General features: G+C 65.5%; 11 protein-coding genes. 1 reads left to right on the top strand and 10 read right to left on the bottom strand.

The window, feature by feature from the left end; translation table 11 throughout:
- Positions 1-3: 3 nt before the first annotated feature.
- Genes BW995_RS11615 through BW995_RS11640 form a run of 6 tightly spaced genes read right to left on the bottom strand, consistent with a single transcriptional unit; the run spans position 4 to position 7,706 of the window.
- Complete coding sequence (locus tag BW995_RS11615; protein WP_076400573.1) at positions 4-3,567, bottom strand: hypothetical protein; 3,564 nt, start codon at positions 3,565-3,567, stop codon at positions 4-6.
- Between the two features lie 2 nt (positions 3,568-3,569).
- Positions 3,570-4,736 carry a TrbI/VirB10 family protein gene (locus BW995_RS11620; protein WP_076400574.1) on the bottom strand — a complete coding sequence of 389 codons (1,167 nt, stop codon included), beginning with the start codon at positions 4,734-4,736 and terminating at the stop codon, positions 3,570-3,572.
- A gap of 4 nt (positions 4,737-4,740) precedes the next feature.
- Entirely contained in the window at positions 4,741-5,844 is a 1,104-nt protein-coding gene (locus tag BW995_RS11625) for a TrbG/VirB9 family P-type conjugative transfer protein (protein WP_076400575.1), read from the bottom strand.
- Between the two features lie 23 nt (positions 5,845-5,867).
- Positions 5,868-6,515, bottom strand: coding sequence for a VirB8/TrbF family protein (locus tag BW995_RS11630; protein WP_076400576.1), 648 nt, complete (start codon positions 6,513-6,515; stop codon positions 5,868-5,870).
- Positions 6,515-6,703 carry a hypothetical protein gene (locus tag BW995_RS11635; protein ID WP_076400577.1) on the bottom strand — a complete coding sequence of 63 codons (189 nt, stop codon included), beginning with the start codon at positions 6,701-6,703 and terminating at the stop codon, positions 6,515-6,517. Before BW995_RS11635 ends, BW995_RS11630 begins: the two co-directional genes overlap by 1 nt.
- 37 nt (positions 6,704-6,740) lie before the next feature.
- Positions 6,741-7,706 (bottom strand): type IV secretion system protein, encoded by a 966-nt coding sequence (locus tag BW995_RS11640; RefSeq protein WP_175617057.1) that lies wholly within the window; start codon positions 7,704-7,706, stop codon positions 6,741-6,743.
- A 70-nt stretch (positions 7,707-7,776) separates the two neighbouring features.
- Here BW995_RS11640 and BW995_RS11645 point away from each other — a divergent pair, with 70 nt between their 5' ends.
- Entirely contained in the window at positions 7,777-8,010 is a 234-nt protein-coding gene (locus BW995_RS11645; RefSeq protein WP_076400579.1) for a hypothetical protein, read from the top strand.
- Here the strand turns inward: BW995_RS11645 and BW995_RS11650 are convergent, their stop codons facing one another.
- From BW995_RS11650 to BW995_RS11665, 4 genes are read right to left on the bottom strand one after another with little or no spacing between them, the layout of a single operon-like run.
- Entirely contained in the window at positions 8,011-8,823 is an 813-nt protein-coding gene (locus BW995_RS11650; protein WP_076400580.1) for a hypothetical protein, read from the bottom strand.
- A complete protein-coding gene (locus BW995_RS11655) occupies positions 8,805-11,156 on the bottom strand; it encodes a VirB4 family type IV secretion system protein (protein ID WP_076400581.1) in 2,352 nt (783 codons plus the stop codon). The genes BW995_RS11650 and BW995_RS11655 overlap by 19 nt, the downstream gene beginning before the upstream one ends.
- Positions 11,156-11,464 (bottom strand): hypothetical protein, encoded by a 309-nt coding sequence (locus tag BW995_RS11660; RefSeq protein WP_076400582.1) that lies wholly within the window; start codon positions 11,462-11,464, stop codon positions 11,156-11,158. Before BW995_RS11660 ends, BW995_RS11655 begins: the two co-directional genes overlap by 1 nt.
- Positions 11,465-11,467: 3 nt before the next feature.
- Positions 11,468-11,770 carry a hypothetical protein gene (locus BW995_RS11665; RefSeq protein ID WP_076400583.1) on the bottom strand — a complete coding sequence of 101 codons (303 nt, stop codon included), beginning with the start codon at positions 11,768-11,770 and terminating at the stop codon, positions 11,468-11,470.
- Positions 11,771-11,794 lie beyond the last annotated feature (24 nt).

Consider the following 11,794-nt stretch of genomic DNA (forward strand, 5'->3'; position numbering starts at 1 on the left):
GGCTCACCACCCCAACTGCACGAGCCAGGCGGCGATCACCGTTTCATTGGCTGAACTGGTGTAACACCGATACTCATACGAGTATTGCGGCTGTCCATCACCATTGAACCCGGCGGGGGTTGTGATCAACGTCGATGACGCAGCCTTGGTGGCTTCGGTGCGTGACACCACCACCCCGTCTTCGCGCAGCACCGTTCTTGTGGCCTTGAACGGACAACTGCCAGCGATACCAGCGTTGTAGCCAGATCCAGCAGCGATGGATCCATTGCTGAACTGTGGCACCCACGATTCCCGCGTTACCGGACGGATGTAGGTGCAGACATCGCCCAGACTGGTCAGCGGCCCCGGCCCGACCGGCTGGCTGTAGGTCGAGCCGTCCGGACGCTGCCAGGCCACCACCTGCACGGTGTCTTCGTACTTGGCGCAGCCCTCATAGCTGTACTCACCGGTGCCCTGGTTCATCCGCCCGGCATCGGCGTAAGGAAGCTGTTGCGCCCCCGGCAGCACCTGATTGACCGCGATCACCCGGTCGATGCCGTTCACCTTGATGCTGATGGTGGTCAGCGGGTAGGCATAGAGGGAGGCGTCATGGTTTTCATAGCCGGACTGGCTATGATTGTGCGCATAGCGGGTGCTGCTGGTCTGGCAGTCGCTGACATATTCGCGCTGGCCATTGGGGCGCAGGTAATAGAACCGCTCCTGTCCATAGCTGACGGACCCGGCGATATCGTGGCTCCACGAGGCGACATCCATGCAGCCGTCGGTGGTTGATTGCAGGCTCTGCGACGACCCGGCCACCGGGGCACAGTCGGTGATGTACTGTTGCACGCCGTCGACGGTAATCCGCTCGCGGCCCTGCACGGTGACACTGGCCCCGACGATGATCGGCTGACAGATATAGGCCCCGTTGGCCGAGGTCACGGTGGTGTGGTCAAAGGTGCGCCCGGTCGGCAGGCAGGGGGTGGCCTGATAGCTCTGGCCGTCGAGGGTATAGACCCACATCCCCAGCTCTTCGCTCTTGCGGGCGGTAAAGTCGTGGCGCAGCGAGCAGCCCGCCACCTGCTGGCTCATCGGCAGGGCGGCTTTGGTGGTTGACGGCGCACAGTCGGCCACCTGCACCGTCTTGCCGCTGGCATCCTTGTACGAGCGCACCGCCTGGATCACCGCCCGCCGGGCGTCAAGCTCGATCGACACCGGACAGGCGGCGGTGTTTTCAGTGATGGCAAAGACGCTGGTGGTATCAACGGTGCAGTCACTGACGGTGTGCTGCACCCCTTTGGCGTCGAGGTAGCCCCACTGGAACCGCCGCCACGCCTGCGCGCTGGCCAGATCGACCTGATCGGTGCAGGCCCCGTAAAAGGCGGTGATGTCCAGCGTCTGGCTGCCGGGCGCACAGCCGCGCACCTGCACCGTCCTGCCGTCGGCATCGTCATAGGACAGCAACGACTGCACCAGCACCTTGCGGCCCGGCAGATCGACCACCACCGGACAGCTTTCCACGCTTTCGGTGATCATCATCGTTTGCGTCGGGTCGGCGGTGCAGTCGCCAACCGTCTGGCGCACCCCCTTGGCATCGGTATAGCCCAGCGTATAGCGGCGGGTGGCGGTCATCGCCGTCAGGTCAATCACCGCCGGACAGCCGTCATAGGACTTCACCAGCGCTTTGGTGCTGCTGCTGTCGGCGCGGCAGTCGCTGACCACCCGCTGGGCCCCATCGACCTGATGGATCAGCTGATAGCGGGCGGTGACCGTCTGCTTGCCGGTGTCCACCAGCGGGGTGCAGGCCTCAAAGCTGCGGGTCAGCGGCTGGGCACTGCTGTCGGTGGCGGCGGCGCAGCCGCGCACCTGCACCGTCTTGCCACTGGCCGGGGTGTACTTCAGCACCGCCTGCGGCAGCGCCAGTTCCTTGTCCAGATCGTACTGGGCCGGGCAGGCGGTGGTGTCTTCGGTAATCGCCATCACCGCCGCCTCGGTGTCGGTGGTGCAGTCAGAGACGGCATGCAGGGTGCCGCTGGCGTCGGTATAGACCTGCTGATAGCGCCGCCGGGCGGTGCGGGCGGCAAGGTCCACCTCGTCCTGACAGGCGTCATGGGACTTTTTCAACGCCACCGCGCTGTCACCGTCGGTGCGGCAGTCACTGAGGCTGTGCAGCAGTCCTTCGGCATCGGTATAGACCAGCCGGTACTGGCGGGTGACGGTTCCGGCGCTGCTGTTGACCTTCTCGCTACAGCCGTCATAAGAGCGGCTCACCGGCAGGGTGCTGGTGCCCGGCGTACAGTCGCCAACCGTTTGCAGGCTGCCGTTGGCATCCTTGTAGGTATAGCGGTACTGGCGGGTGACGGTCAGGGCGTTGAGGTCAACCTTGTCCGGGCAGGAGCCATAGCTCTGGATCAGCGACAGCGAGGTCTTGCTGCTGGACGGCTGACAGCCGCGCACCTGCACGCTCTTGCCGCTGCGGTCGGTATAGACCAGCGCGGTGTTGGGAGTGACGGTTCCGGCGGACAGGTCAATGGTCGGAGCGCAGGCGCTGCCGTCTTCGCTGATGGTAAAGGTGGTGCTGGCGTCCGGCTGGCAGTTGCCGACCGGGTGCGAGGTACCGCCGTCATCAACGTAATAGGCCTGATAGTTGGCGGTGGCGGTCAGGGTGGCAATCGAGAGGGTATCGCCGCAGGCCGAGTAGTTCTTTTGCAGGCTGTAGCGCTTGTCACCGTCGCTACAGGTGCCACGGTCGGTCACCACGCCGTCTTCGCTGGTTTCGGTGCGGCTTTGCTGGATGGCGATGCCTTGCGCCTCGTCCACCCGGATCTGGCAGCCTTCGGTGGTCAGGGTGACCGAGGTCACCGGGTCCTTTTCGCTGCTGGTGGCGGGGGTGGCGTCCGGGGCCTTGTAGTTGGCCAGATCGTCGTTCTGTGCCGCGTTCGAGGCCGCGCCGCTGTTGCCGTCGCTGCCCGAGGTGCCGTTTTCGCCGTCTACTTTGGCCTTTTCGTCTGCCGTCTCTTCGGCGGGCTCGCCAGCCAGCCGTTGCAGGGCGGCAATCAGGGCGGCGCGGCTGCCCTTGACCTCCACCGGGCTGTCCGGCCACAGGCTGTCCTGCTGGCTGTCGTCAACCTTGAACTGGCTGCTCAGGCCCTCGGTGTCGATGGCCTCGACCCGTTCTTCCTTTGACACGGCGGTGACCAGCACCTGACCGATGGGGGTGGAGCCGTCATTGACCGGCACCAGCACCTTGCGGGCATAGCCCTCGAAGGTGACGCCCTCGGTCAGTTTGGGGTCGATGCCGTCAATGGCCGCCTTGCCGAGAGTGAACTTCACCGGCAGGGCGGTATCGGCAGGCAGCGGGGTCTGCGCCTGCGGCACCACCGGCACCACCACCGTTTCCGCCTCGGCCAGCGCGGCAGGGTCGGGGGTGGCGGCAGGGGTGCCGGTTGCGCTGGTGATCGCACCGGTAACGACGGACGGCTGGACCGCCACCGCCTGGGCGAAGGTTGGGGCTGTCCGGGTGAGGGCGAAGGCCCCCAGCACCAGCACGGCGGCGGTGCAGCCGTGGAACAGGCGTTTGATGCGCATGGTTATTTCCCTTGTGCAGATGAAGAGGCGGAGGACGGGGATTTCGCGGGCTTGATGTACCAGTCGAACGACGGGCGGATGGTGATGCGGGTGCCCTGCGGAACGGTGATGATCGGCTTGAGGTCGAGGCTCTTTTCCAGCGCGGCGGCGGTGATTTCGCCCAGCTTTTGCGACAGTTCCTCGCCGCCGGTGGTGATCGAGCTGTTCTGGTTGGCGCTGCTTTCCGAGCTGCTGCCGGTGGTGCCCGCCGACCCGGCCATGGCGGTGGCCGCCCGCACCGCCACCGAGATGCCGGTGAGGGCAAAGGCGGTGCCATAGCGTTCGAGGAACCGGCTATCGACATCGCCGGTAATCCCCATCCGCGCCTGCTGGTCGGTCCCCAGCGCCTTCAGGTTGAAGATTTCCGCCCGGCTGCCGCCGAGCAGGATGCGGTTGCAGCGGATGTCCAGCCGGGTCGAGCCCATGTCTTCCGGGCCCTTGTACTGGCACAGCATCCGCGAGCCCTTCGGGATCAGGATCAGCCGCCCGTGATAGCCATAGACATCGCGGCTGACCTGGATCACCAGCGGGCCGCCGCTGGTGCCGCTGATCTGGCTGTTGATGCCGGTTTCCAGCACCCCTGCGATGCTGCGGTCGGCGGCCAGGATGCGCTCGTTGTCCACTGGCCCGGTGCTGTCGCGGCCCTCGGCCTCGTATTCCTCGGGCGGGGTCAGCGGCGGCAGGTCGCCGGAGGGAGCCAGCACCGGCAGCGGGGCCATCGGCCCGGCCTGCGGGCTGCCCGCCGGGCCGGGGATGGCTTGCAGGCCGCCATGCTGACGGCGATAGTCCACCGCCGCCTGCACCGAGGCACTCAGCTCCGGCAGCAGCGGATTTTGCGGCGGCGGGGGCTCCGGGGCGGGCGGCTGGATCACCTGCACCACCGGCGGCGGTGGCGGGGCCGGAGCCGGAACCGCCACTTCGCGGATCACCGTCTTTTCGATCACCACCGGCGGCATCGGCGGCGGCGGTGGTGGCGGAGCCGGGGCGGGTGGTGGTGCCGGGGGCGGTGCAGGCGGCTGGTAGTTCCAGGCGCTGTCATCGCCCGCAGGCAGCGGCGGTGGTCCTTCCGGCGGGGCACAGGCCCCGGCCAGTGTCAGGCCAACGGCCAGCGCGATGTCGCACAGGGCCATGGCCTCAGTCCTTCCCGTTGTATTTCAGGCACAGGAAGCGCTTGCCGATCTTCAGCGAGATCAGCGGGGCCACCGCTTCGACGATGTAGGTGGACCCCTGCACGCGGGTGTTGACCACCTCGTCGATGCCGTCCACCACCACATAGGCGGTCGGCAGCTCGGCAGCATCCCACTGCCCGTCGTACTGGATGTAGGTGAAGCGGTCGTCGCGGAACACCCGCACCGGCTTCAGGGCGTCATCGCCCCACAGCTCGTAGTCCTCAAAGCCGTGCAGGCGCGACGGATCGAACGGCACGGCGCGCACCCAGTCGCCCGCCGGGGCCGACGGCTGGTTCAGTCCGGCCACCGCCTTTTCCAGCTTTGGCAACGGAGCATCGCCGACGCCACCGGCTGCCGGACTGGCCGCAACCGACGCCGGGCTGGCGGTCGGCTCAACCAGCCAGGCCCCGGCCTGCAAGGCCTTTTCCTTGCCTTCGATGCGCACCAGCAGGTCCGGCACGTTGTAGGACTGGGCATTTTCGGCCCGGATGTAGAACGGATAGACCAGCCCGGAGCGGGTATAGATGTTGAGGTTGGTATCCATCCCCCAGCCCGCCGGACGGATCGCCAGCATGTTGCGGGTGCGCACCGCCACCGAGAACCCCGCCGGGTCGCCGAGGTCGGCCGAGACGATTTCGGCGTCGTCGGGCAGGATGATGGTGGTGGTCATGAACTCGCGGGCAATCACCTTGTAGACGGTGCTCTGCCCGCGCAGGGCAAAGGTGTGGACCCCTTCCTCGGTCTTGTCCCACGCATCCTGAATCTGCCCGCCGTTGGCCCGCACCAGCGCGGTGAACAGGCCTTCGCGCTGGTTGGCGGCCTGGGCGATGGCCTGCTGGGACGGCGGCAGGGCGGCTGCCGGGGCCGGGCTGGCCGCCGCTGCCGTAGTAGCCTGTGGTGGTTTGGGAGTGTGGACGGCGGTGCCGGTGGCAAGACCGCCATCCTGCGGCGGAAATGCTGCCCCGCCTGCACCGGGCGGAGCCAGCGGGGTCTGGGCAACAGACAAGCCGGGGGCGGTGACGGCGGCCATGGCAAAGGCCGCCGCCATGATCAGGCGACGATGAAACATGCTGTTATCCTGCGGTCAGCGGGTTACGGGGTCGGGCGTTTTTCTTTCAGCGTCAGGTCCTGCACCACAATCCCCAGCGGATTGTCATAGCGCTGGGGAGCGGCGACGCTGGACGGCGCGGTGGTCATCGCCAGATAGGCGCGCAGCGGCTTGCGTTCGACCTCGACACCGCGCCGCCGGTCCACCTGCACGAAATCAACCGCGTAGGTGTAGATGCCCTTGTTTTCCGATACTTTGGCGGCACTTTCGATCAGGATTTCCCGCGTCAGGCCGCTGTCGAGGGCCTCCTGAATGGCCTTGCTCTCGATGCGCTCGTCGCGGAATTTCTTGTAGTAGCTCTGGGTGGTCATGGCGAAGGCTTCGCGGAAGCGCGGCCCCTGGGTGGCGTCGTCGATTTCCAGCAGGTTCTTGACATAGCGCCGCGCCATCGCTTCCAGCAGCAATTCAAAGCCTGCAGCGCCCTTTTCCAGCGGTTCGATGTGGATGATCTGGTCTTCGGCTCCCTTCAGGGTGATCAGGGCCGGGCGGACTTCCTTCAGCGGCATCAGCACCGTCAGAGCCCCCGATACTCCCACCAGACACAGCCCCAGCACCACGTTGGTGGCGGTGGACAGCCGCAGCAGCCACGCCATCCGCCGGTGGGCCGACTGATAGGCAAACGGATCATTCATCAGGCAGCCCTCCATACGAAAGAGGCCGGGCGGTAGTCCAGACGCTCGCAGGCACAGGGCGAGGGCAACATCCGGTCACTGCCGGACTGGTCCTGCTGCAACTCGGTCTTGCCGGTGGTGCCGCAGGCCGCAGCCAGCAGGCCGACAGCCACCACAAGACCGAGACGGAGAGAAAGGCGGAAAGGCATGGGAACAGGCTCCTGCTTTGGGAGGTGAGGACGGGGATTACTGGTTCGGATTGCGCCAGCGGGCGACGCGGTCGCTGGCCATCTGGCTCGCCGAGCTGACAGACTTTCCGGCCAAACTGGCCAGATCAATTGCCCCTCGGGCACTGGCCTTACTGGCTCCCTTGGCGGCATTGACGATCATCTGCTGACCACCATCCTGCAACAGCAGGCCACTGATCATGTTGGCGAGGCCGGTGGCCTCCCGCATCATCGCGATGCCGAGGAAGCCCATGGCAATCGCCATCAGCATTTCGGGATTGCTGAAGGAAGCAAACTCACCAAGATTGTCTTCGGCGGTGGGAAATTTCAGGCTGGTGACACCCTGCACCGAAAGGGCCATCGCCAGCGTGCAGGTATAGAGGACCAGCCCCGAGCCGATCACCCCCTTGATGCCGGCCACTGCCATCTGTCGCCCCCAGCTAAAGCCGAGGAACAGTGCCAGCAGTGGCACCATGGCGGTAATGCTGACGATGCGGAACAGTGCCACCACCACATGGGCCAGATAGATCACCACCATCAAAATGAAGGGGAACACCAGCAGTGCAGCCAGAAGGTATGGAACCCAGTTGCTCCAGCCACCTTCCGTGGTGATTCCTTCGGCCACTTCCAGCACCGCCTGAATGGCGCTTTCCATTGCTGCGATCAGTGCCGACATGCCTTCATAGCCTTCAACCGGCTTGCCACCGGCAACGTCAAAGGCGGTGGCGGCTGCTCCGGCGATAACATCAAGGCTGGCGGTATAGGCGTCAGTGATCAGGCCGTTGGCCTGCCCGGACAGTAGCACCGAGGCCAGCAACATGATAAAAAGGTCGCGGGCAATCGTGCCTTTTACTGCCCCCGGCTCTACAAGCAGCCGGATACCGGTGACCACCACCCAGCAGCCCGCCAGTGGCATGAACAGTGCCAGCATGGCAGGCATCAGGGCTTCGGTCAGGTTTCCTGTGAAGTCGGATGCCTTTGCCATGTACATGTCCAGAGTCCCGCAGGACCAGCATGAAAACGCCATCTTTTTCTCTATCTCAAGGGGGTGAGTGATGAGTTTCGACCCGATGAATTACAATCCACAACACAACGACAATACTATTTATGAACTTCTTGCTTTCTTCTTCGGCGGCATCTGGATTTCTCTAAAGCTGATAGTATCTTTGATCATTACTGCCTCCCTTCTAACGTTTGTTGTCGTGTTCGACCTTTGGCAGTGGCGCAAGAAGCGCCAGAACGCCGCATCCGCGCAGACCGCTGCCGCCCACGCCGACCGCACGCCCTGATCACGGCGTGCCTGCCGGAGACAGCGAGCTGACCGGGATCTGCCGCAGGGCCATTGCCCCTTGCAGACGCAGCATGCTGGCTTGCAGGGCGTAGTCGTTGATGTCCCCCTGATAGCGGGCCAGTTCGATCTGGCCGATTACCGCCAGCCGGTCGTTGACCGTCTTTGCCCGGTCGAGAGACCCCTGAAGCTGGTCCAGCGTGCTGGCCATGTCGGTGAGGGTCTTTTTCTGTGCCGCCGTCGAGGCTGCCAGAGCCTCCGACACCGCGTCGGCCACCAGCTTTTCCCGCCGTTGCTGCACCACCTGCCGCTGGCTGTTCTGCTGCGGCATCGACAGCTTGGACAGCGCCACCGGGTCGAGGAAGTAGGCCGCCCGGATCGCCGAGCGCGCCCCGCACAGGCTGCCAAAGTCGATGTCGTCAAAGTCAAGGTCCGGGGCCAGGTCGCCCATCTGGGTCAGGCACCGCCAGTTGGCTTCGGCCTGCCGCTTGATCGACGGCAACGAGGTGATCGGCAGCTTGATGGTGGACATTTCCCCCATCGCCGCGAATACGTCGTTGATTGCCCCGTTGATGTCCTTCAGGAAGCTCAGGCTGTCGGTCAGGATCTTCACCTGCTCGGTCGCCAGCTTGACCTCTTCCATGATCTGCCGCTTGATTTCCAGCAGCTTGGCAATCCCCAGCTCGTCCACCACCGGATAGGCGGCAATCGCCGCCGTCGGCAGCCCCAGACCCAGCACCACCACCAGCCCCAGCCAGCGGCGGCGGCCACGGCGGCGCGACGGCCTGCGGTTTCTTACAAATGCGCCGCCCATGCGCTCCCCCATTGCGTTTGCAGGTCAACCATCCGCTGCACCGCCTCGGGGCCGGAGCGGAAGTATTTCAGGCAGTCGCCGTCAGCCAGCTGCGACAGGTCAACGTCGAGAATCACGCTTTCCTCGTAGCCCGAGGCGGCATCGCGCCGCACCACCAGCACCCGCCGTCCCGAGCCGGGCGGGCTGTGGAAAATGAACTGCTTCTGCTCGTCATTGAGGTTGAACACCTCGTAGTCGGCCTTCCGCCCCATCGTATTGGGGAAGAAAATCAGCGTGGCGGTGTTTTCCAGCGCCGCCTCGGCAATGCCGCTGCGGTGCAGGGCTGCCGGGTCCTGAAAGGCCATCCCGACAATGCCGTCCTGCTTGCGCACTTCGCGGTACAAAACCCGCACATAGTCGGCAAACACCCCGTTGCGCAGCAGGTTGGCCGCCTCGTCGATGAACACCGCAAAGCCCTTGTGGCGCGAGGCGGTGATCGTTTCCAGGATGTGCGCCACCACCGGCGGGGCCAGCCGCGCATCCTCAAGGGCTTCGTTCATGTTGATGCCGACCATCGGAGCCTGCCCCAGCAACGAGGCCAGACTGTCTTTGGCGGCGTTGAACACATGGCTGTAGCGCCCCGCCTTGCCCTTGCCGTCCACCACCCAGTCAGCCAGCGCGCCGCGCTGACGGGTCTGGGCTGGCACGCACGGCTCGAACAGCGCCGACAGGCTGCGCTGGTGCGGCGGCAGTTGCAGGGCGGTGGCAATCAGGTGATCAAGGATCGGCCCGCTTTCCGGCGCGTCGGCCACCTCGCCCAGCATCGAGCGCAGCAGCAGGTACAGCCGTTGCCGTCCCTGACGGCTGTCTTCGGCCACCGCCAGCGGGTTCAGCGCCAGACTGTCAAAGTTCTGGTACAGCCCGCCAAAGGCCTCGACCATGAACCGGGTGCCTTCCTTGGAGTCCAGAATCAGGGACAACACCCCGGCGTGGCGGGTCAGCCCGGCCAGCAGATGGGCGATGACCGTTGACTTGCCGGAGCCGGACGGGGCAAAGACCAGAAAGTTGCCCAGCGATTGCGGGCGGTCGGAAATGTGGAACTGGAAGGCATAGGCCTGGCGGGTGCCGGTGAAGAACTGCCGCACCGGTCCCTGACCCCACGGGCAGGCATGGCGGCCCACCGGCGAGAACGGCAGCGGCCACAGGGCGGCGATGGCGTCGGAAAACAGCCGCAGGGGCCGCAGCAGGGTGTTGTGTTCCGGCAGGCGGTTGAACCACGCCACCGCCGCCCCTTTCGTTTCCACCGAATACAGGATGCGGCGGCGCGACAGGATGTCGCTCGCCTGCCGGGTCAGCTCGTCCAGCCCGGCCTGCGTCGGATGGCGCAGGGTGATGTGGAACTGCGTCCGCCACCAGATTTCGCCACCCCCGACAATATCGGCGGCTGCCGCAAAGTCGGCGGTGGCTGCCGAGGACGAAAACGGGTTCGATTGCAGGCCCTTCAGCTTGTGCAGCAGCATCGGCGAGGCAATTTCCTGCCGTTCGGGCAGGCACACCTGGGTCAGGTCCAGCTCGCCCGGCAGGGCCATCAGTTGCCCCATCGGCCAGCCATCGACCGTTTCCGGCCAGCCGCGCACCACCAGAATGCGCTGGTGCAGCGGCGTCGGCACGCTCATGCAGATGCCGCCATCGGCGCGAAACTGCGGATCGGCAGCAGGCAGCGCCCCCGACAGGTTGCGCGACAGGCGCGGCAGGTCATGGCTGACCTCGCCGCTGACCAGATAGTTGGCAAAGGCGGTCAGCGGACAGGCTTCGCCATCCGCCGCCACGGTCAGCACCTCGGCCCGGTAGGGCGACAGCAGCGGCAAGGCCCGCGCCATCGCCTTGTCCAGCGTGTGCGCCGAGCGGGCCGACAGCATCAGGTACCAGTGGATCGAATACGAGCGGCGGAACAGCGCCGCTTCGGCCTGTCCGATGTCTTCCAGCACCGGGCCGGGCCAGGTGGCCTGATGGACAATCGCCCGTTCCCGCTTGGCCCCGAACCAGCGCACCACCGCGCCGATTTCGCCAATCTGGTTCAGCATCTGCTGCCGACCGGCACACAGCGCCACCTGTTCTTCAAACGGTTTGGTTTCGTAGCTCTCTCCCATCAGGGAGATCACCCGCATCAGCGTGCCCGACTTGCAGGCGATGGTCTGGCCATCGGCCTGGATGTGGTCAAGCTCCAGCTCGTTGCACAGCCAGTCGTCCTGCACCGAGCCGAGGGTCAGACGCCGCGCCGCCGGGACCGCCAGTGCCGCCCCCAGCGTGGCCAGCCCGACCGTCGAGCCGAAAAAGGGCCACAGCGTTTCCATCAGCGGGCCTCCTGATCAGGAGACCCGGCAATCAAGGTGCGCGCAGGCCGCCGCCGCCAGAAGGCACCGCTGGTCAGCCAGACGCTTTCGATGTGCGGATCAGCCCGCCCGATGCGAAAGGCCAGCACCAGCGCGGCAATGCTGCCGCCCAGCATGCCGACATAGCCGGTTTTGGTCCACCCCAGCACGAACAGCAGGGCAAACGGTGCCCCGCACAGCACCAGCAGGACCATCGTCAGCCGTGGCGGCAGGCCAAACAGGGTGAGTGGCAACTGGGTATGGGTAAAGACGGCGGCCCGCGCTTTCATGGCTCAGGTCCCCATCAGGGCATAGATCATGTCCGGCCCGAAGATCATCAGGATCCCCGCCGCAATCAGGATCGCGATCACCTTGACATCAAACTTCTGCATGATGGCAAGGCTGATCGCCACCACCACCACGCCACCCCCCAGCACCTGGGCTCCCAGCTTCATCAGACCGGCGGTGGTGTCTTCGACCACCCCCACCCCGCTGCTCACCCAGTCGGCCTTGCCGCCCGCTGCCAGCGCGGCAGTGGTCAGCAGGGCGCACGCCCCGGCAAGCGCCGCCATCACGGCGGCCCGTACCTTTTTCATCGTCGTCATCCTCTTGTTTCGTCG

Source organism: Insolitispirillum peregrinum (genome assembly GCF_900156605.1).
Lineage (GTDB): Bacteria > Pseudomonadota > Alphaproteobacteria > Rhodospirillales > Rhodospirillaceae > Insolitispirillum > Insolitispirillum peregrinum.